Source organism: Chitinophaga sp., from assembly GCF_039596455.1.
GTDB lineage: Bacteria > Bacteroidota > Bacteroidia > Chitinophagales > Chitinophagaceae > Chitinophaga.
This window is the reverse complement of the sequence record NZ_JBCNJR010000002.1, coordinates 676,831-697,153: the sequence shown is the minus strand read 5'-3', so window position 1 is coordinate 697,153 and position 20,323 is coordinate 676,831. Positions and strand designations below refer to the sequence as shown.

Below are 20,323 nucleotides of genomic sequence, written 5' to 3'. Positions count from 1 at the left end.
CATTAAATTTCATGTTGCCGGGAGGGGCATAGCCGTGGCAACATGCATCCGTAATTTTTTCGTATTTTTGTAAGGATATAAATGCTTTTTACCATGGAAACAATAGCACAATTACCTATAAAATTGACCACCGGCGCCATACAGGAGCTGCAGCGCCTCCGTTCGGAGGATGGCTTTGACCAATCCCAGTACCTGCGTATTGGCGTGAAAGGCGGCGGTTGCTCCGGGCTTTCTTATGTACTGGGCTTTGATGCCAAAATGGAGGATGATGAGGTGTACGAGATCGAAGGCATCCCCGTTGTCATGAAAAAGGCCCATGGCATTTACCTCCTGGGCATGGAAATAGACTTTGCCCAGGGCCTGAATGCCCGCGGTTTTACGTTTACAAATCCGAACGCTACATCCAGTTGCGGATGTGGCACTTCTTTCGCGGTGTAATATTGAGAATCTTTTGGAAAAGCCCTTCCGTACGCGGGAGGGCTTTTTTTATGGGCATCGGTGAAGAGGCCTGTTCAGGTATGGGGCGGATGAAGATATCCCATAAAAAAGGGCCGCCTTTTGCAAGGCGGCCCTTCTATTTTACAAAGCTGTGATCTGATTATTTCCCTCTCACTAAAGGCGGGGCCTTCTCGATCTTCACGGCCTCTTTTTCCTGTGAAAGCGTGTTCTTTTTGTCGAAGTCCACCAGGATGGGGGCCGCTACAAAAATGGAAGAGTAGGCGCCGGTCAGTACACCGATCAGCATGGCGAACGCAAAGCCGCGGGTTACTTCACCGCCGAAGATGAAGAGGATGAGAATGGTGAGGAACACCGTTACGGAGGTCATGATGGTACGGCTCAGCGTTTCGTTGATAGCGCGGTTGATCACAAACTTGGTATCGGTATTCTTGGTGAGGCGGAAGTTCTCGCGGATCCTGTCAAATACGATCACCGTATCGTTCATGGAGAAACCGATCACCGTCAGGATGGCCGCAATGAAGTGCTGGTCAATTTCCAGCGCAAACGGCACCCAGTTGCGGCAGAACGAGAACACGGCCAGTGTTACCAGTACGTCATGCAGCAGGGAGAAAATGGTACCGATAGAGTACTGCCATTTGTTGAAGCGCAGCAAAATGTACAGGAACACTACCAGCAGTGACAGGATGGTGGCTTTGATAGCGCCCTGCCGAAGGTCGTCAGAAATGGTGGGCGCCACCGTTTGCGAGCCTACCAGGAACCTGCTTACGAAAGCCTGCTGGTCAACATCACCGCCGTAGAAGGGTTTCAGCCCTTTATGCAGTTTGCCCAGCACTTCTGCCGCTGCTTCGTCTGTATTTTCTTCTACTTTATAAGAAGTAGTGATGTTCAGCTGGTTATTGTCACCGATGGTCTTTACAAAGGTTTCTGATTCAAACTCCTTGTTCAGCGCTTCATGCACGGCTTCGCGGTTTACCGGTTTGTCAAAACGCACGGTGTAGCTGCGGCCGCCGCTGAAGTCTACTCCACGGTCAAAGCCGTTGAAGAAAGAACCGATACCCAGCACCAGTACAATGGCGGAGATAATATAGGTGTATTTGCGCATGCCTACAAAGTCGTAGTTGGCATGTTTGAAAATACGGCGGCTCAGCGGCGTGAAGTACTCCAGGTGGCGTTTTTTGTTGGTCCACCAGTCAGTGATCATGCGGGATACCAGGATACCGCAGAACAGGGAGAGCAACAGGCCTATGATCTGGGTAGTGGCAAAGCCCAGTACGGGGCCGAGGCCGAAGTAGAACAGGATGCAGGCGGTGAGCAGGGAGGTGATGTGACCGTCCAGCACGGGCGCGTAGGAGCGCCTGTAGCCGTCTTCCACGGCCTGCTGGTAGGTTTTACCGCGGCTCAGCTCATCCTTGATCCTTTCAAATATAATTACGTTCGTATCCACTGCCATACCGATGGTGAGCACCAGGCCGGCAATACCGGGCATGGTAAGCGTAGCGCCCAGGGAAGCCAGGATGCCTACGGTAAACAGCAGGTTGAGGATCAGCGCAATGTTGGCCACCCAGCCGCCGGTGTTGAAGTACACCAGCATCAGGATGAAGATCACCGCGAAAGAGATGATGAAAGATTTTGCACCGGCTTCGATAGACTCTTGCCCCAGGGTAGGCCCTACTACCTGCTCCTGCACAATTTTGGCGGGGGCGGGCATTCTGCCTGACATCAGGATATTGGCAAGGTCATCTGCCTCTTCAGTGGTGAAGTTACCGCTGATGGAGGAGTTGCCGTTGGGAATTTCGGTGTTGATGGAGGGGGCGGTGTATACCACGTTGTCCAGCACAATGGCCACGTAGTTGAAGGTACGCGGGTCATTGGGGTTGGTGGGTTTCAGCGCGCGGGTCAGGTTCCTCCAGTCACGCGTACCGGTGGGGTCCATGCTCATGGATACTTCCACCTGGTTGTCTTGCCCGAAGTCGGCCTTGGCCCTTACCACCCTTTCACCGGTGATGCGGGCTTTCGGGTTGGCAGGGTTCACCTTGATACCATATACCTGCAGGGGCTGGTTGCGGTCTTCCTTGTTGGAGGGGCCGTATACAAACACCAGGTCTTTCGGCATAACGGCTTTGACGGCCGGCATTTCCAGGTATTTGCGGAAAGTGGCGGTGTCCCTGGGGGCCATGTAACCAAGCGTGGAGCTGGGTACAATGCCCTGCTGGGTGGCGTTGGGCATGAAGATGGTGAACAGCGGGTTTTCCCGGGCAGCCTGTGCTTCCAGCAGCTTGGCGGAATCACCGGCGGCGGCCAGGGTGCCTTTACCGGAATCTTTAGCCAGCAGGCTGCTCAGGCTGGCCGTAGAGTCTGCGGCAGCGGGTGCTGCGGCGGCCGTGGCGGCGCTGTCTTTCTTTTGAGTGGTATCTGCTTTCGGTGCGTTGCCCTGCGCAGCTTTGATAGCCTCGTTCATGGGCTGCAGCACCGTTACATAAAATTCTTCGCTGCTTTTGTAGGTTTCGCGGAACTCCAGGTTGGCGCTGGCCTGCAGGTACTTGCGTACACGTTCTGCGTCGTCTACACCGGCCAGTTCCACGGAAATGATGCCGCGGTTCTCGTCCAGGTTGATGGAGGGAGACGCTACCCCGAATTTGTCAATACGGTTCTGCAGTACCTTGTAAGTATTCCTGATGGCGGCCCTCGCTTCATTGCGGATCACCGTCAGCACCTGCTCGTTGGAGGAATTGAAGGTGATGTCTTTCTGGGAAGCGCTCGCAAAAATGGTAGAGAGTTTTCCGTTAGGGGCTTCTTCTTTATAAGCCTCCCCGAAAAGCGTAACAAAATCAGACTGGCTGTTTTTCTTGCGTTCTCTTGCTTTTTCAATGGCTTTGTTGAAAGCAGGGTCTTTGGATTGCCCGGCCAGGTTGCGCACCACATCTTCCACGCTCACTTCCAGCACAACGTTCATACCGCCCTGGAGGTCCAGGCCCAGGTTCAGCTGTTTTTCCTTTGCTTTGGTATAGGTGGTAAACCAGGGGAATCCGGCAATCTGTTTGCCACTGGCGCTGTCCAGTAACTCTTCCATCCTTGCTTTCACAAAGTCGTTCAGCGTGTCCTGGTAGAAAGATTGTAACTCTTTGTTACCGGGGTACTTCTGTTGGGCAGAGGGATATTGCTTGGCCACAAACTCTTCAGCCTTGCTCTTAGTCTTTTTCTCATAGTTCTGCACCACAAACGTGAAGGACAATTGATACAAAGAGATAAGGATCAGTGCGACAGCAAAAAATCTAACCAGTCCTTTTAGTTGCATTTTCTTTACGGATTATGAATATAAATTTTTTAAGAGTTGCAAAGATAGAATTTAAATTGATATATTAAAGCCCGGTTTAAAACAACTAAAAATCCAATATGTGATTGGTTTTGAGCAGGATTTTGGCCTTAAAAAATTCCTTCTATGATGCAACGCTTTTTAATGGCAGGTGCAATATTGGTTTTTTTTGCGAACTGCCAAACATCCCGGACCATAAATTCTGTTGCAATGGACAAAAAAAATCCAGGCCTGCTGGATTCCCTGCTCCACGCCCATGCCGCCCGGCTGGGGCCTGTTATGGCTGATCCGGAGGGATGCCGCCTGCAGGTGATCTACACGCAGATAGACCGGGATGCCCGCAACCGCCCGGTTTTCACGGATTATTACTACCGCAGCCGCCCGGAAGAGTACTTCTACCCCGCCTCTACGGTTAAAATGCCCGCCGCCCTGCTGGCGCTGGAAAAAATGGACCGGCTGGGGCTGGACAAATTTACGCCCATGTATACAGACAGCCTGGCCGGCATCACCCCTGCGGTAACGGCAGACAGCACTGCGCCTGGCGGGCGGCCTTCCGTGGCGCATTATATTAAAAAAATATTCCTGGTCAGCGATAATGACGCATTTAACCGGCTGTACGAGTTCCTGGGGCAGGAAGGGTTTAACCGCGGCCTCTGGGAAAAGGGCTATACGGCCGCACAAATCCGCCACCGGCTTGACATTGCTTTGCCGCAGGAGGCCAACCGCCACACCAACGCCGTGCATTTTGAGCAGAACGGTACGGTTGTTTACCGCCAGCCGGACGTAACCAGCCGGCTGGAATTTGCCCCCCGGCACGACACTGTGGGCCGCGCCCATTATGCCAATAACCAGCTGGTGGAGGGCCCGTTCGACTTTTCCGCCAAAAACCGGCTGCTGCTCAAAGACCTTCACCAGGTACTGAGAAGCATAATTTTTCCGGAAAGTGTAACATCCGGCCAGGCATTTCGTTTAAAGGAAGACGATTACCGGTTTTTATACCGGTATATGTCACAACTGCCAACGGAAACCAGCCACCCGGCATATGATACAACAGAATTTCACCGCAACTACGTGAAATACCTGATGGGCGGCGCTGATGCGGCCACGGAACTTCCTCCCGGCCTGCGTATTTTTAATAAACCGGGCTGGGCGTATGGCTTTTTGACGGACGTGGCATATTTTGCGGATTTTGATACAGGCGTGGAATTTATGCTGTCTGCCACCCTGTATGCCAATAAAGACGGCGTGATAGGCGATAATAAATACGACTTTGAATCAGCAGGCAAACCATTCCTGAAAGAGCTGGGGTGGATGATATACGAGCTGGAGCTGCTGCGGAAGAAAAAGCATAAACCAGATCTGCAACGTTATAAAGCAACATATGACAAGCAACAACAACCGAAGTAACTCAACATTTAAATTCATAAAAAAAGAGAGCATGATCCTAGCAAACAAGAACCGAATTCTCGCAGTGCTGATGACCGTGGCCGTAGTAACAGGCCTCACTTCCTGTTTGAAAAACAATTCAAATGTTCAGCCGGACATTAATGGTTATGCATTTTTTGCTAACCTGGCAACACCTTCTTACAAAGTGACACTCTGGCGCGATAACACGGATCTGCTGAGAGGTGAAGGACTGGAATTTACCAGGCAATCCGCCGGCGCCGTTAACCCGGGCCCGGCCAAGATCGACATCAAACGCCTTGGCTCAGATACGCTGCTGACCAGCACCAATATTACACTGGATACGCTCCGTTTCGTCAGCTTCTTTATTCATGGTACGCAAACCCATGGCATTAAAATGCACACCATTCGGGAAGATTTTTCAGACCTCTCTACCTCCAAGGCCAACATCCGCTTTTATAACATGGTGGCAGATTCAGAACCGGTCGATTTCTGGATTGGCGAGACCAAGATCAGCTCCAGCCGCATGTATGAAGACTTTATGGGTGGTTATTATGACAGCTTTATGGCAGTAGAACCGTCTTCTTCCGCGGAGATCATCGTAAAAAAAGCTGACGGTACCGAACTGACCAGGAAAACGGTAGATCTTGGTGTTACGGGCGGAGTATACTCCATCTTCTACGCCGGCGAAGAAGGTAATACCGGAGACAGGAAACCTGCTATCGTAGGTTACAGGTACTAACTCACGATGTAATACAAGTATATTCAACGGGAAGGCCCGGCCAGGTAATTGGCCGGGCCTTCCCATTGAAAGTAATACTATTTTAACACTGCTCTCCTTCGCTTCTCCTTCGCTTCACCTTCGCTTCACGTTCGCTTGAGGGTCGGTCAGGGGGGTAGTTAATATAATACCATCATTAAGGATATAGGCGGGTCTGCTCATCCACCCGGGGCTGTGCCAGTATCGCATTAAAATTCGTAGGTTTGCCGCGGTCAATCCAAAAAAAACTCTATCAAGCATGCAGTTAGCAGAAAGATTAACACGGATATCCGTACCGCAGACCATCAGAATGGCAAAGCTCAGCCGCGAGCTGAAAGCACAGGGAATAGACATTGTAGACCTCAGCATCGGGGAGCCGGACTTTGATACGCCCGCCCACATCCGGGAGGCCGCTAAAAAAGCGATTGACGAGGGGTATACCCACTACACGCCGGTGGCGGGGTATCTTGACCTCAAGCAGGCCGTGGCCTATAAACTGAAAAGAGACAACGGGCTTGATTACAGTCCTGAAGAAATTGTAGTATCTACCGGCGCCAAACAAAGCATTGCCAACGCCGTACTGAGCCTGGTCAACCCGGGAGACGAGGTGATCATCCCCACCCCCTACTGGGTTACCTATTCGGAGCTGGTGAAGCTGTGCCAGGGCGAGATAAAATTCGTGACCTGCGGCATTGAAAATAATTACAAGATCACGCCGGCGCAGCTGGAAGCCGCCATCACGCCCAAAACCCGGCTGTTCATGTTCTCTTCCCCCTGCAACCCTACGGGCTCCGTATACTCCCGGGAAGAACTGGAAGGCCTGGCGGCAGTGTTTGAAAAACACCCGCAGGTATTCATCATTTCCGATGAGATCTATGAATACATCAACTACGTAGGCGGGCATACCAGCATTGCTTCCATGGGCACCCTGAAAAACCGGACGGTGATCATCAACGGCCTGAGCAAAGGTTTTGCCATGACGGGCTGGCGCCTGGGTTACCTGGCCGCGCCGCTGGAAATAGCCAAAGCGGCAGACATGGTACAAAGCCAGTTCACCTCCGCCACCTGTTCCATCACCCAGCGCTGCGCCATTACGGCCCTGCGCGGCGAGCTGGACACCGCCCTGGAAATGGTGGCCGCTTTCCGCGAGCGCAGAGCTTTCATTTACAATGCGCTGAAAAATATGCCCGGCCTGCAGGTGAACCAGCCTGACGGGGCTTTTTATATGTTCCCCAATGTGAGCGCCTTTTTCGGCAAGTCTTATGACGGCGAAACGGTGAACAATGCGGACGATCTTTGCATGTACCTGCTGCACAAGGCCAATGTAACCGTGGTATCAGGCGCAGCCTTCCGCCAGCCGGAGTGCATACGGATATCTTACGCTACCGGTATGCCGCGTATAGAAGAAGGTATGAAAAGAATGAAGGAGTGGCTGGGCAAGCTGCAATAAAACGATGCTAAAGGCCGGGCGTTGTTCCGGCCAGCGCCAGCAATTGCTCATGCAGCGCCAGCACCTGCGGTATCACCATCTGCTGCTCATCGTTATAGATCACATAGTCCGCCAGCTTCAGCTTGATCTTCTCGTCCAGCTGCTTGTGCATGCGTGCCAGCACGGCGTTCCTGTCTACACCGTCACGCTGCATCACGCGGTGTATGCGCAATGCCTGCGGGGCGTATACCATAATCACCTTGTCTACATGATGGAATGATTCCGTTTCGAACATCAGCGCGGCTTCCTTGATCACGTACGGCGCAGTCTGCTGCTCCGCCCAGGTCTTTGAATCCCGGATAGTAGCGGGGTGTACAAGAGCGTTGAGTTTTTCCAGCTGGTCCTTGTCATTAAAAACAATGCCGGCTATGTGCTTGCGGTTCAGGCTGCCGTCGGCACAATAAGCCTCCGGGCCAAAGTGGTCTTTGATCTGCTGTACCAGCAGCGCATCTTTGGTCATGATCTCTTTGGCGGCATCATCTGCCGAATAAACAGGGATGCCAAGCAAAGTAAACAGTTTGGCCACAGTGGTTTTTCCCGAACCAATGCCGCCTGTGATACCAATAATAAGCATGTCTAACGTTAAAAAACTAAATATAGAAAATAAAAACGTATTCGTTTTTGCTAAGTTCTCACAGATGGGGAAACTGTTACAGCGCGATCAGAAAAAATGCTGCGCAAAACGGAAAATATTAACGGGAGGTCACAAAAAAAGCGCTCCGGAAAACCGGAACGCTTTTTTTTATTCAGTCAGTTTAAAACGGCTTACTTGGTTTCAGCAGCTTTGTTCAGCGCAGAGGTATACTCCATGCTTACCGCAGAGCGCTCAATGGTGAAATAGGTACCGGCGCTCACTTCCAGCTGCAAAGTATTGTTATCGTTGATCTTTTTTACTTTGCCGTGGATGCCTGCAATGGTCACCACTTTATCTCCTTCTTTCAGGTTGTCGATAAACTGCTTCTGCTGTTTGGCTTTTTTGGTTTGGGGACGGATCATGAACAGCCACATCACCAGGATCATACCACCGAAGAACAGCAGGGAGCCCATGCCGCCAAAACCGCCCTGACCACCACCCTGGGGCGGCGTCATCAATAAAACATTTAATAAGTTGTACATCGTATGTAGTTTGTTGATTTGAAGCTTGTAAAGTTACTATTTCTTTGCAACGATCACGCATTGAATTCTGGGACCGGTTACCAGCGGCGGATTGGTGTTAGCCTGGATGAACAGTTCTTTCTCCGTATACCCTTCCGGCCGGCCCTTGCTGTCGAATTTCACCTTCATGTAGCTGCTTTCCCCCGGTTTGATGGGCTCTTTCGGCCATTCCGGTACGGTGCAGCCGCAGCTGGCCTCCGCCTTTTGTATCAGCAGGTCTTTATTGCCGGTGTTGGTAAATTTAAACGAATATTCCACCACTTCGCCCTGCGTAACGTTACCAAAGTCATGCACCTGCTTCTCAAACGTCATAACAGCCACCTTGCCGGTGTCTCCGGCATTGGTGGAAGATGCCGGCTGCTTGCCGCTCTCCTGGCCGTTGCAGGCAGCCAGCAGCAAACCGGCGGCTACCAATGGGTATAAGAATAGTTTCATACGTAATATGCGTTATTTTTTGGTACGGTCTACTTTCTGCACCAGGTTGGCCTGCTGCAGGTCTTTCAGGATATTGTCCAGTATGCCGTTCACGAACTGCCCGCTCTGCGGCGTGCTGTAAGCTTTGGCCAGGTCAATATACTCATTGATGGTCACTTTGGTGGGAATAGTGGGGAAATACAGGAACTCGCACACCCCCATTTCCATCAGCAGCATGTCTACCGCCGCAATCCGCTCCGGGTCCCAGTTCTGCAGCTTGGGTTTGATCAGCTCCAGGCAGTACTCCTTCTTGTTGATGGCGGTGCTGAGCAGTTCCCTCGCGTACTCCAGCTTTTCACGGCTGATGAGCTGCAGGAAGTTGAACAGCTGGGGCTTGGAGAGGTAGTTGCCTACCAGTATGCCCATCATCTCCTCATCGTCCCCCCAGTGCAGGAAGCTGTCTTCCATATGCTGGCGGAACAGCTCGCTCTTGTCAAGCACTTCCTTGTAAATATATTCAACAATCTGTTTTTCGGAAGCTTTTTCCCGGGAAGGCGCTGCAATGTAGTTCTTATATACCTCACTGTCTGTCAGCTGGTTATACAGCTTGCGTATCAGCTCCGCATCTTCAAACCGCCGCAGCTTCCAGGTATCCAGGTTCACCTGGAACCCCTTGTCTCCCAATACCTGGAACACAAAGTCGTTCCCGGCAATTTTGGTGTTGACAGACAGGTCTTCCGCGCTGGGCAGGTGCTTGGAGGCCCTGGCCTGTGCGTCTGTTTCCGCATACTGGGCCACTCGGGCTATGGTATACAGCAAATAAGTGAAAATCTGGCAGGTCTGGTCCAATTTCTCATTCAGCAAACTTGTGGCAGTGCCCGGTTTCACGGCGCCCTGCTCCATGGTGTCCATGGCATACAGCGTTTGCATAACTTTTACCCGGATGTTTCTTCTACTGATCATTGTACGCTTAGGAAAATGGCGGCAAATTTACTGTTTTACAGGGACTTTTAAAAAAATACTTCCCCTGCCGCTCCCCGGCCGGCAATAAAACTGCCATGAACAGGGCTTTTGACAGGCAAAAATGAAAAAATGGCATTTCTTGGCAGTCCCTCACCAATTTGATTATCTTTGGTTCCTGAAAATTTGACCCGAATAGCCGGTTGGCATAATCTTCGTAAAGGGAAATTCCGTCAAATTATCTCCTTATAAACAAGTCTTTAAAAATAGATTGACAATGGCAAAACAATTAAGTATTAAACCTCTCGCAGACAGGGTGATCGTAAAACCCGCAGCAGCAGAAGAAAAAACCGCAGGCGGCATCATCATCCCGGACACGGCTAAGGAAAAACCTCAACGCGGCACCGTAGTAGCGGCTGGCCCTGGTAAAAAAGACGAACCCGTTAGCGTGAAAGTAGGCGATACCGTATTGTATGGCAAATACTCCGGCACCGAAATCAGCCTGGAAGGAGACGATTACCTGATCATGCGCGAATCAGACATTCTGGCTGTACTCTAAGCCTCACCCACCTTTTCTCAAAACGACCAAAGAAAAACTAAGTACTATGGCAAAGCAAATATTCTTCAATACCGACGCCCGCAATAAAATGAAAAAGGGCGTAGACACCCTGGCTAACGCTGTGAAAGTGACCCTGGGCCCCAAAGGCCGCAACGTGGTGATCGAAAAGAAATTCGGCGCCCCCGGCGTAACAAAAGACGGTGTGAGTGTAGCGAAAGAAATTGAACTGGAAGACCCCATCGAGAACATGGGCGCACAAATGGTGAAAGAAGTAGCCTCCAAAACCGCAGACATTGCAGGTGACGGTACTACCACCGCCACCGTGCTGGCCCAGTCCATCATCGGCGAAGGCCTTAAGAACGTGGCCGCCGGCGCTAACCCGATGGACCTGAAACGCGGTATCGACAAAGCGGTGAAAGCCGTTGTGGAGAACCTGCAGAAACAATCCGAAAAAGTAGGCAGCGACACCAAGAAAATTGAACAGGTGGCCGCTATCTCCGCCAATAACGACGCCGAGATCGGTAAACTGATCGCTGAAGCCATGCAGAAAGTGACCAAAGACGGCGTAATCACCGTAGAAGAAGCCAAAGGCACCGAAACCACAGTAGAAGTGGTAGAAGGTATGCAGTTCGACCGCGGTTACCTCTCCCCCTACTTCATCACCAACAGCGAAAAAATGCAGGCTGAGCTGCAGAACCCCTACATCCTGATCTACGACAAAAAGATCAGCACCATGAAGGACATCCTGCACATCCTGGAAAAAGTAGCCCAGCAGGGCGCACCCCTCCTGATCATTGCTGAAGACCTGGAAGGTGAAGCACTGGCTACCCTGGTAGTGAACAAACTGCGCGGCACCCTGAAAATTGCCGCTGTGAAAGCCCCCGGCTTTGGAGACAGAAGGAAGGAAATGCTGCAGGACATTGCTACCCTCACCGCAGGCGTAGTGATCAGCGAAGAACAAGGTTTCAAACTGGAAAATGCAGACCTTACTTACCTGGGCCGTGCAGAATCAGTGACCATTGATAAAGACAATACCACCATCGTAGGCGGTCAGGGCGCGAAAGAAGACATCCAGTCCCGCATCGGCCAGATCAAGTCACAGATCGAAGTGACCACTTCCGACTACGACCGTGAGAAACTCCAGGAGCGCCTGGCCAAACTGAGCGGCGGTGTTGCCGTACTGTACGTTGGTGCTGCTACTGAAGTGGAAATGAAAGAAAAGAAAGACCGCGTAGACGATGCCCTGCACGCTACCCGCGCTGCCGTTGAAGAAGGTATTGTTGCCGGTGGCGGTGTAGCCTTCATCCGCGCTATCGAAAGCCTGGAAAAACTGAAAGGCGAGAACGAAGACGAGCAGACCGGTATCGCTATCGTAAAACGCGCTATCGAAGAGCCGCTGCGCCAGATCACCGAAAACGCAGGCATCGAAGGTTCCATCGTTGTTCAGAAAGTGAAGGAAGGCAAAGCCGACTACGGTTTCAACGCCCGCACCGAAACTTACGAGAACATGCTGGCCGCCGGTGTAATTGACCCGACCAAAGTAACACGCATTGCCCTGGAAAACGCTGCATCCATTGCCGGTATGCTGCTGACCACCGAGTGCGTGATTGCAGATAAACCGGAACCCAAATCCGCTGCTCCCGCTATGCCGGGCGGCCACGGTATGGGCATGGACTACTAATCCACCACCGGTTATCCGATATTCCCGTCCCGCCCGGCACTCCCGGGCGGGATTTTTTGTAACATTATTTCCCTCCCGGCCGTTTAACTGTTGTATTTTTGACGAACTTTTGTGATTCCGGCAACAAAATGATAAAGAGACTGCTATATTGTTTACTGCTGACTGCCTGTACCACCGTGGTATTCTCTTCCTGCATGAAGGACCAGAGCGAAGGGCCTTTAGATAACCCGGTAGAGTCCATTTACCAGGATAATGCCATCATCCGCCAGTACCTCCGCGCCAAACAGCTGGATTCCGGCCTGGTCATACACCCCAGCGGTATGTGTTACAAGATCATGAAGGAGGGCAACGGCCGTGATTCCATTAACCGCGAGAACGTGCCGGTAGTGATCTTCAAGCGCTACCTCCTGGCCACCGAAAGGCTGATAGAATCATCCCTTGACCTGCCCACCTCCTTTGACGGGCGCAAGCTCAAAGACCATATTGCCGGCTGGCAGATAGGCCTGCCCCAGATCACCAAAGGCGGCAGAATTATCATGTACATCCCGTCCGCCCTGGCCTTTGGCCCGCAGGGCGTGCAGAACATCATCCCGCCCAATGCCATCCTGATTTGTGACGTAACCCTTGTGGACATTAAATAATTCAAACTGCATATGAAGAGACACTACTTCTGGCTGTTAAGCCTCCTGGCCATTTCCATATTTGCGGCCTGCAAGAAAAAAGACAACCCGCCGCCGTACGACCCGGTGCAGCAGGCTATCATTGATGAACAGCTGATACAGGAGTACATCACCAAAAACAGCATTACCGGCATGCTGAAAGACGACGCCAGCGGGCTGCACTACAAGATACTGCAGCATGGCACACCCGGAGATACCATTGCGCTGGACGACCGTATGAACATCACCTACGTAGGCACCCTGCTGAACGGCACCCAGTTTGACGCGGGAGAAAAGACCACACTGGGAGACTACCGCCTGGAAAACCTGATAGACGGCTGGAAAATAGGCCTGCGCAAGATCTCCAAAGGCGGCAAGGTGCAGCTGATCGTACCCTCCGGCCTGGGCTATAAGAACGCGAACATGGGCAGCATACCGCCCAACTCCGTGCTGGTTTTCGAGATCACCCTGCATAACTTTTATTATTGACCGCTGATATTATTTAAAAAAATGCCCGTCTTCCAAAAAGGCGGGCATTTTTTATGCGGCAAAGATGTTTTTTTTGGTTATTTTTAAATTGCCCCGAAACGATTTATGCTGACGTCAACCAAAAAATGAGAGAGCGTACCCAACATATTACCGCCAATAGCGAAAAAGCGCTTGAACAGCTCTTTGTAGACATCTTCAGGCAGCACGAAAGCCGTTTGTACGCCCTGGCCCATAAACTCACCAGATCAGACCTTTTTGCCGGAGACGTGATACAGGAAGTGTTCATGAAACTCTGGGAGCAACGCGCCCAGCTTGGTGACATTGACAATATGGAAGCCTGGCTGTACCGGCTCACGGAGAACAAGGTGATCGATTTCCTGCGCAAGGCCGCGGCAGACGAGCGCCTGCGGGAGGCCATCTGGCATTCCATTTCCCCCAACGCCCAGGCCACGGAAAGCCTGGTAACCACCCGGGAGTACCACCATATGCTGCAAAAGGCCATTGCCCACCTCCCGCCTCAGCGCCGGCTCATTTACCAGCTCAACCGGGAAAAAGGCCTTAACTACCAGCAGATAGCGGAAGAGCTGCAAATTTCCCGGCATACCGTCAAAAACCAGCTCTCTACCGCCCTCCAGTCTATCCGGAGCTTCATTCTCAAAACTTCCGGCCCCCTTTCCCTCTTTTTTCTGAAATATTTTGCCGGCGAATAGGAACATCTCCTTTTTGCTTCGTCTCCCCTTTTGAAGGTTACAACTTTTCTAATCCACGTACACCAATACAAGCACCCCGAAATGGAAGAGCGGATCAAATACCTGTTCCGGCAGTATACTACCGGCAAATGCTCCAGGAAGGAGTACGAAGAGTTCTTTGCATATGTACGCCAGTCTGCGGATGACGCCGCCCTCCGCGGCATGATACAGGAGCTGTACGCCGCAGCCGGGCAGGAGCCCGCCGCCCCGCCCTATGTAGACGGCAACGGCGCGCTGGTACTGCGCAAAACGAAGCGCGGCCTGCGCTGGGCCATGGCTGCCGCCGCGGTGCTGCTGGTGGGCGTAGCGCTCTGGTGGGAACCCGGGCCGCAGCTCACCCGCAACCATACCGCCCGGTCGGAATTTAAATACCTGCTGCTGCCGGATAGTACGCAGGTATGGCTCAACGCCGCCAGCACGCTGGAGTACCCGGCGCAGTTCAGCGGCAGCAAGCGGGAGGTGTACCTCTCCGGCGAGGCCTATTTTGACGTGCGGCGTGCAGAGCAGGCGCCCTTTGTGATACATACCGGCAGCGTGTCTACCACCGTGCTGGGCACGGCTTTCAACATCAAGGCGTACCCGGGCCTGAAAAACATTATTGTGTCTGTGAACAGGGGAAAAGTAAGCGTGAATTACGGCAAACAGGCCGCCACCCTCACCGGCGGGCAACGGCTGAAAGTGGACCAGGCCGAAGCAACCGCCCCCGCCGCCGTGAAAACGGCCATTACCGAAGCCGCCCCCTGGAAACTGGGCAACCTGGCTTATGACAATGAAACCCTGGAAGATATTGTGAAAGACCTGGAAAGGGTGTACAATGTGAACATCCGGATCACGGAGCCCGGCATGGAACAGATCAAGATATCCACCTCCTTCCGTCGGGACGTGGGTGCGGAAAAAGCGCTGGAAGTGCTTTGCAGGTTAACAGACAAGCACCTGCTCCGGCAGGAAGGCATATACATTATTCAATAGTAGCAATCGAACCTTCAACCAAAATCTTTTTTATGAATACATACCGAAAATCCGCTTACGGATAAAGGGTTGTGAAAGAGCCGCTTCCTGTTGCAGCAGGTTGCGGCTCTGTTTGTAATTAATAATCCCTGTTTCAGAATCATTAAAACTTATCAAAGCTATGAATTTGTATGCAAAACTGCATGGCTATCCGCTGCTATGCTGCAAAACCAAACGGTTATTTATGAGAATATCCATTCTGGCCGCATTGCTAACGATCAACGGGCTTTTAATGGCCGCAAACGGGACCGGCCAGGACCTTCGCAAACCCGTGTCCATAGAGCTTAAGAACGCCAGCCTGAAGCAGGCCCTCCGCAAAATAGAGAACATCGGCAAATTGTCGTTTACATATAAAACGGCAGACGTGGCCGCTTACGCCAACATCACCTACCAGGCGGTGGAGAAACCGCTGGCCATGGTGCTGGATGACCTGCTGCGGTCTACAGACCTGCGGTATGAGCAGGTAGAAACCAACATTATTATCAAAAAGACCTTCAGCAGCGCCCCCTCTCCCGCTGCCGCCCCGCGCCCGGCGCCCGGCTTCAGCGGCGCGGCGGTATATGAAGGCGGCGTAAAAGGCGTGGTAAGAGACCGTACCGGCGCTCCCGTTCCCTTTGCCACCATTACCGTGGCAGGCACCACCAAAGGCACGGTAGCCAACGCAGACGGGGAGTTTACCCTCACCGGCCTCACAGCCGGCAGCCACCAGCTGCAGGCCTCCGCAGTAGGCTTTGCCACGATGGTACAGACCGTTGAAATACAGAACAATGCCACCGCCACCCTCAACTTTGAGCTGGCGGAAGGCGGCAAAGACCTTAGCGAAGTGGTGGTAACCGCCCTGGGCATCAACCGCAACCAGCGCTCCCTTGGTTACGCCACGCAACAGGTAGACGGCCGCAACCTCACCCTCACCAAAGAACAGAACGTGCTGGGCTCCCTGGCCGGCAAAATAGCCGGGGTACAGGTGGTAGGCTCCTCCGGCTCCAGCATGGGCGGCACCCAGAAAATAAAGATACGCGGCGTCAATTCCATTGCCGGGGGAGACCAGCCCCTGATAGTGGTAGACGGCACTCCCATTTCAAACGCCAACTTTGCCGGCAGCGACCGGGCAGACTTCGGCAACCTGGGGCAAGACGTGAACCCGGAAGACATTGAGACCATCAACGTGCTCAAAGGCCCCGCCGCCTCCGCCCTCTACGGCATCCGCGGGCAATACGGGGTGATCATGATCACCACCAAAAAAGGCAAACGCGGCGCCAAAAAAGTAGACGTACAGCTTAACAGCGCCTACTCCGTTGAAAAGGCCGGCAATTTTATGGAGCTGCAAAACCTCTACGGGGCCGGTTCTACCCAGGTATGGCGCACGCTTTCCAACGGCCAGAAATTTGTGCAGCTGGACTACGATGAAAGCTGGGGCCCTAAAATGGACGGCACGCCCGTGCGCCAGGTGTTCAGCTTTTACCCGCAAGACCCTGAGTACGGCAAGGAAACACCCTTTGTACCCCATCCCGACAACATCAAAGACTTTTACCAGACCGGGCATAACTTCAACAACGGCATTACCGTGGCCGGCGGCGGCGAAAACTCCACCTTCCGCGTCAGCTATAACAATACCAGCATTGGCGGCATAGAACCCAATACCTGGCTGAAAAGGAACAACCTGGGCGTAAGCGCCGCGCTGGACCTCTCGCCCAAATGGACGGTGGCCACCAACATCAACTACGCCAACAACAACGCCCAGCGGCCCTCCCAGGGCTCTGAATGGGGCGCCCGCTATATTGTGCAATGGTTCCAGCGCAACCTGGATATGAAGCGCATGCGCGACTACAAATATGCAGACGGTACCGTCAAACACTGGAACCTGGACCCGCCCGCCTCCGGCAGCAGCGGCGTGCTGACAGATTTAAGCGCGCTCTACTGGGACAACCCCTATTTTGACGCGTTTGAAAATACCAGTAATGACAGCCGGGACCGCTTCTTCGGAGACGTGGGCCTCACCTGGAAGATATTGCCGGAACTGAAACTGAGCGGATTTGTACGTGGCGATATGTATACCCAGAACATCGAAAGCCGCATTGCCTACGGCGGCCGGCGCGTACCGCAGTACGCCACGGCCAAGTACCAGAACCGGGAAATGAACTACGAGTTCCTGGCGCAGTACAACAAGAACTGGGACGATTTTTCATTCAACGCCAACCTGGGCGGCAACATCTACAGCCGCCACTATACCTTTGTGAGCGGCGCCACCCAGGGCGGGCTTTCCAGTCCCGGTTACTACAACCTCGCCGCCTCCATAGACAGGCCCGTGCTCAACTCCTACCTCTTGCGCAAGCAGATCAGGAGCGGCTATGGCATGGCCTCATTCGGGTATAAGAACACCTATTTTGTTGACGCGTCTTTACGCAACGACAACTCTTCCGCCCTTCCGCCGGAAAACAACTCCTACTGGTACCCCTCCGTTTCAGGCAGCTTTATTTTCAGCGAAGTAATGAAATGGAAACCGCTCTCTTACGGCAAGCTGCGCCTCAGCTATGCACAGGCCGGCTCTGACCTGGGCGTGTACGAAACATCTCTCAACTACGGCGTGGGCGGGTTTTATAAAGACGGCAACACGCAAACAAATTCTCTTTTTGTGCTGGATGACCTCGTGAACCAGGAGATCAAGCCCTCCTTTGCCCACTCCTATGAGGCCGGTATAGACCTGAAGTTCTTTGACGGCAGGTTGGGCGCGGAGTTCACCTATTACATGCAGAAAAACAAGAACCAGATCATTCCCCTCGGCCTCTCAGGCACCAGCGGCTATTCCCGCACTACCATCAATGCGGGGCTCATAGAGAACAAAGGGATAGAGGTTACACTAACGGCAACGCCCATACGTACTAACAACTTTACCTGGAACACCATTTTCAACCTGAACAGGAACCGCAGCATGGTAGTGGAGCTGGGCCCCGGGCAGGATGTATACCCGCTGTATTCCACCACTTACAGCGGCGTAACGTCTTACCTGAACGCTTACAAAGGGCAGCCCTTCGGCAGCCTCATCGGCAAGGCCTACCAGCGTGATTCCGCTACCGGGCAAATATTGCTGGGCGCCAATAACCTGCCCCTCTACACGTCTGAAACACACAACTTCGGCAGCGTGCTGCCCGATGTAACCGGCGGCTTCCAGAACATGTTCCAGTTCGGCAAGTTTGACCTGGGCGTGATGATAGACTACCAGTTTGGCGGCATGTTCTTCAGCCGCTCCCAGATGCTGGCCGTTAAAACAGGCATGGCCGCCATAACCGCTGCCGTCAACGAGAACGGCAAGAACGTGCGAGACCCTGTGGCAGACGGCGGCGGCGTAAAGGTGACCGGTATTTCTTCCGTGAACAAACAACCGGTAACCGCCTACGTGGAAGCCCGCAACTACTACCGCAATATACTGGGCACCCATGTATACGAAGAATGGCTGTATGATGCGGATTACATCAAGCTGCGTGAAGTGCGGCTGGGTTATACGCTGGATAAAGCGAGCCTGGGCAAGCTGCCTTTCTCCCGCATCAACATTGCCCTCATTGCCCGCAACCCCGCTATGCTGTGGCAGAAAGCGCCCAAGGGGCTTGACCCCACGGAGCTGTCCAGCGGCAGCCAGGGCATCAGCTGGTTTGAGTCAGGCCAGTCCAACACTGTCCGTTCATTTGGCGCAAACCTTACTGTCAACTTCTAAAACTACTGCCATGAAAAGATCCTCAATAATAATAGCAGCAGCTTGTATGGTACTTGGGGCCTGTAATAAATTCGGTGATCTGAACGTGAACCCGAACCTGCCCTCGCAGGCCTCCAACACACAACTGATAGCCAACTCGCAATTGTACCTGCCGGTATTGGCAGAATCACCGCAGGGGATATATTTCGGGCAGTACCTGTCTGAAACGCAATACCCCAACCTGTCACTCTTCAACCAGGTGAGCGCCAGCTTTTACGGCATTTACCAGGGCCCGCTCATGAACCTTGACTCTGTGCTGCGCGCAAAAGTGTACAATCCCGCAGAAGGGCCCGGCGCCAACCAGCAGGCCGTGGCCAAAATTCTGAAGGCCTATTATTTCTGGCATATTACAGACCGCTGGGGAGATGTGCCCTACTCCGCCGCGCTGCAGGGAAAGAATGATTTCACACCTGCGTATGACACGCAGGAGCAGATCTACAACGGCCTGTTTACCGAGCTGGCTGCGGCTAATGACATGATAGTGGCCGGTAACATCAGCAACGACATCATTTACAAAGGCAACATCACCAAATGGAAAAAGCTGGGCAACACCATCCGCCTGCTGATGGCGCTCCGCCTCTCCGAAGTGGCGCCCGAAAAGGCCAAAACAGAATTTAACGCCGCCCTGGCCGCCGGCATCATGACCAGCACGGCAGACAACCTCACCTTCCAGCACCTGGCAGAACAGGCCAATGAAAGTTACTGGTACGACCAGGTGACGGACCAGAACCGCAAATGGTGGGCCCTGAGCCTTACCCTGGTAGATAAAATGAAACCCGTAGATGACCCGCGCCTGCCCGTATACGGCGATAAAAATTCAGACGGCAACTACGTAGGGCTGGAATTCGGCAAGCTGGACGGGCTGAGCACCACCGCCTTCTCCCTGCTGGGCGCCGAAATACGCCGGCAAGACGCCAAGGTGTACCTGGTTACCTACGCGCAGGCGCTCTTTGCCAAAGCAGAAGCCGCCAAACGCGGCTGGACCAGCGGCGGCGAGGCCGAAGCAGAAGCCAACTACAAGGCCGCTGTCAGGGAATCCATTTATCAGTGGACGGGAGACTCCACCACCTACGCCGCTTTCATTGCCAAACCCGGCATTGCCTATGTGCCCGCCAGCGGCATGGAGCAGATTGCCACCCAGCGCTGGGTGCACCTTTTTATGCACGGCTATGAGGCCTGGGCGGAGTGGAGAAGAACCGGCTTCCCCGCACTCCACAAACCCCAGGGCAAAGATATCCCCACCCGCCAGGGCTACCCGTCAGACGAAGTATTCAACAACCGCGACAATTACAACGAAGCCGTAACCCGGCAGTTCGGCGGCGCGGGAGACGGGCTGTACGGCAAATTATGGTGGGACAAACCTTAACCGTCAAAGCCCGATTATTGAAACACCCTTCCTTATACCTGGGCCGGCCTTTGCGCCGGCCCTTGTTTTTTGCATCTGCCGAGGAACGCTTACCTTTGAAAATTAAACTG

At 53.1% G+C, this 20,323-nt stretch carries 17 protein-coding genes; 12 read left to right on the top strand and 5 right to left on the bottom strand.

Translation table 11 applies throughout. The annotated features are described in order from the left end of the window. Positions 1-93: 93 nt before the first annotated feature. Positions 94-438: an iron-sulfur cluster assembly accessory protein gene (locus ABDW36_RS12495; protein WP_343702237.1), complete on the top strand. Its 345-nt coding sequence runs from the start codon at positions 94-96 to the stop codon at positions 436-438. A 160-nt stretch (positions 439-598) separates the two neighbouring features. Here the strand turns inward: ABDW36_RS12495 and secDF are convergent, their stop codons facing one another. Beyond that, positions 599-3,754 carry a protein translocase subunit SecDF gene (gene secDF, locus ABDW36_RS12490; protein WP_343702236.1) on the bottom strand — a complete coding sequence of 1,052 codons (3,156 nt, stop codon included), beginning with the start codon at positions 3,752-3,754 and terminating at the stop codon, positions 599-601. 228 nt (positions 3,755-3,982) lie between these two features. Between secDF and ABDW36_RS12485 the strand changes: the two genes are divergently transcribed. The 3 genes from ABDW36_RS12485 (at position 3,983) to ABDW36_RS12475 (ending at position 7,386) form a co-directional block, all read left to right on the top strand. Next, positions 3,983-5,179: a serine hydrolase gene (locus tag ABDW36_RS12485; RefSeq protein WP_343702235.1), complete on the top strand. Its 1,197-nt coding sequence runs from the start codon at positions 3,983-3,985 to the stop codon at positions 5,177-5,179. 31 nt (positions 5,180-5,210) lie between these two features. Then, positions 5,211-5,918, top strand: coding sequence for a hypothetical protein (locus ABDW36_RS12480; protein WP_343702234.1), 708 nt, complete (start codon positions 5,211-5,213; stop codon positions 5,916-5,918). A 277-nt stretch (positions 5,919-6,195) separates the two neighbouring features. Then, the gene (locus tag ABDW36_RS12475; RefSeq protein ID WP_343702233.1) at positions 6,196-7,386 is read left to right on the top strand and encodes a pyridoxal phosphate-dependent aminotransferase; all 1,191 of its coding nucleotides are present in this window, start codon (positions 6,196-6,198) and stop codon (positions 7,384-7,386) included. 7 nt (positions 7,387-7,393) lie between these two features. On the opposite strand, the gene coaE is transcribed toward ABDW36_RS12475, so the two are convergent. The 4 genes from coaE to nusB all read right to left on the bottom strand — a co-directional run bounded on the left by coaE (position 7,394) and on the right by nusB (position 9,924). After that, the gene (coaE, locus tag ABDW36_RS12470; RefSeq protein WP_343702232.1) at positions 7,394-7,999 is read right to left on the bottom strand and encodes a dephospho-CoA kinase; all 606 of its coding nucleotides are present in this window, start codon (positions 7,997-7,999) and stop codon (positions 7,394-7,396) included. Between the two features lie 191 nt (positions 8,000-8,190). Continuing rightward, on the bottom strand, positions 8,191-8,541 hold the full coding sequence (yajC, locus tag ABDW36_RS12465; protein WP_343702231.1) for a preprotein translocase subunit YajC: 351 nt from the start codon (positions 8,539-8,541) through the stop codon (positions 8,191-8,193). A 36-nt stretch (positions 8,542-8,577) separates the two neighbouring features. Beyond that, the gene (locus ABDW36_RS12460; protein ID WP_343702230.1) at positions 8,578-9,015 is read right to left on the bottom strand and encodes a DUF1573 domain-containing protein; all 438 of its coding nucleotides are present in this window, start codon (positions 9,013-9,015) and stop codon (positions 8,578-8,580) included. Between the two features lie 12 nt (positions 9,016-9,027). Further along, the gene (nusB, locus tag ABDW36_RS12455; RefSeq protein ID WP_343702229.1) at positions 9,028-9,924 is read right to left on the bottom strand and encodes a transcription antitermination factor NusB; all 897 of its coding nucleotides are present in this window, start codon (positions 9,922-9,924) and stop codon (positions 9,028-9,030) included. Positions 9,925-10,231: 307 nt separating this feature from the next. On the opposite strand from nusB, the gene ABDW36_RS12450 reads away from it, so the two are divergent. The 8 genes from ABDW36_RS12450 (at position 10,232) to ABDW36_RS12415 (ending at position 20,213) form a co-directional block, all read left to right on the top strand. Then, positions 10,232-10,513, top strand: coding sequence for a co-chaperone GroES (locus ABDW36_RS12450; protein ID WP_119079287.1), 282 nt, complete (start codon positions 10,232-10,234; stop codon positions 10,511-10,513). A gap of 46 nt (positions 10,514-10,559) precedes the next feature. After that, positions 10,560-12,194, top strand: coding sequence for a chaperonin GroEL (gene groL / locus ABDW36_RS12445; RefSeq protein ID WP_343702228.1), 1,635 nt, complete (start codon positions 10,560-10,562; stop codon positions 12,192-12,194). Positions 12,195-12,322: 128 nt separating this feature from the next. After that, the gene (locus tag ABDW36_RS12440; protein ID WP_343702227.1) at positions 12,323-12,835 is read left to right on the top strand and encodes an FKBP-type peptidyl-prolyl cis-trans isomerase; all 513 of its coding nucleotides are present in this window, start codon (positions 12,323-12,325) and stop codon (positions 12,833-12,835) included. Positions 12,836-12,847: 12 nt separating this feature from the next. Continuing rightward, a complete protein-coding gene (locus ABDW36_RS12435) occupies positions 12,848-13,342 on the top strand; it encodes an FKBP-type peptidyl-prolyl cis-trans isomerase (RefSeq protein WP_343702226.1) in 495 nt (164 codons plus the stop codon). Positions 13,343-13,467: 125 nt separating this feature from the next. Further along, on the top strand, positions 13,468-14,052 hold the full coding sequence (locus tag ABDW36_RS12430; RefSeq protein WP_343702225.1) for an RNA polymerase sigma-70 factor: 585 nt from the start codon (positions 13,468-13,470) through the stop codon (positions 14,050-14,052). Positions 14,053-14,133: 81 nt separating this feature from the next. Further along, positions 14,134-15,060, top strand: coding sequence for a FecR domain-containing protein (locus tag ABDW36_RS12425; protein WP_343702224.1), 927 nt, complete (start codon positions 14,134-14,136; stop codon positions 15,058-15,060). Positions 15,061-15,283: 223 nt separating this feature from the next. Continuing rightward, a complete protein-coding gene (locus ABDW36_RS12420; protein WP_343702223.1) occupies positions 15,284-18,808 on the top strand; it encodes a SusC/RagA family TonB-linked outer membrane protein in 3,525 nt (1,174 codons plus the stop codon). Between the two features lie 10 nt (positions 18,809-18,818). After that, positions 18,819-20,213, top strand: a complete 1,395-nt coding sequence (locus ABDW36_RS12415; protein ID WP_343702222.1) for a SusD/RagB family nutrient-binding outer membrane lipoprotein — start codon at positions 18,819-18,821, stop codon at positions 20,211-20,213. The last annotated feature ends 110 nt before the right edge of the window (positions 20,214-20,323 follow it).

Bases quoted from the DNA above. Each gene is read 5' to 3' on its own strand.
- ABDW36_RS12495 (WP_343702237.1), top strand. From the start codon at position 94: ATGGAAACAATAGCACAATTACCTATAAAATTGACCACCGGCGCCATA.
- secDF (WP_343702236.1), bottom strand. From the start codon at position 3,754: ATGCAACTAAAAGGACTGGTTAGATTTTTTGCTGTCGCACTGATCCTT.
- ABDW36_RS12485 (WP_343702235.1), top strand. From the start codon at position 3,983: ATGGACAAAAAAAATCCAGGCCTGCTGGATTCCCTGCTCCACGCCCAT.
- ABDW36_RS12480 (WP_343702234.1), top strand. From the start codon at position 5,211: ATGATCCTAGCAAACAAGAACCGAATTCTCGCAGTGCTGATGACCGTG.
- ABDW36_RS12475 (WP_343702233.1), top strand. From the start codon at position 6,196: ATGCAGTTAGCAGAAAGATTAACACGGATATCCGTACCGCAGACCATC.
- coaE (WP_343702232.1), bottom strand. From the start codon at position 7,999: ATGCTTATTATTGGTATCACAGGCGGCATTGGTTCGGGAAAAACCACT.
- yajC (WP_343702231.1), bottom strand. From the start codon at position 8,541: ATGTACAACTTATTAAATGTTTTATTGATGACGCCGCCCCAGGGTGGT.
- ABDW36_RS12460 (WP_343702230.1), bottom strand. From the start codon at position 9,015: ATGAAACTATTCTTATACCCATTGGTAGCCGCCGGTTTGCTGCTGGCT.
- nusB (WP_343702229.1), bottom strand. From the start codon at position 9,924: ATGCAAACGCTGTATGCCATGGACACCATGGAGCAGGGCGCCGTGAAA.
- ABDW36_RS12450 (WP_119079287.1), top strand. From the start codon at position 10,232: ATGGCAAAACAATTAAGTATTAAACCTCTCGCAGACAGGGTGATCGTA.
- groL (WP_343702228.1), top strand. From the start codon at position 10,560: ATGGCAAAGCAAATATTCTTCAATACCGACGCCCGCAATAAAATGAAA.
- ABDW36_RS12440 (WP_343702227.1), top strand. From the start codon at position 12,323: ATGATAAAGAGACTGCTATATTGTTTACTGCTGACTGCCTGTACCACC.
- ABDW36_RS12435 (WP_343702226.1), top strand. From the start codon at position 12,848: ATGAAGAGACACTACTTCTGGCTGTTAAGCCTCCTGGCCATTTCCATA.
- ABDW36_RS12430 (WP_343702225.1), top strand. From the start codon at position 13,468: ATGAGAGAGCGTACCCAACATATTACCGCCAATAGCGAAAAAGCGCTT.
- ABDW36_RS12425 (WP_343702224.1), top strand. From the start codon at position 14,134: ATGGAAGAGCGGATCAAATACCTGTTCCGGCAGTATACTACCGGCAAA.
- ABDW36_RS12420 (WP_343702223.1), top strand. From the start codon at position 15,284: ATGAGAATATCCATTCTGGCCGCATTGCTAACGATCAACGGGCTTTTA.
- ABDW36_RS12415 (WP_343702222.1), top strand. From the start codon at position 18,819: ATGAAAAGATCCTCAATAATAATAGCAGCAGCTTGTATGGTACTTGGG.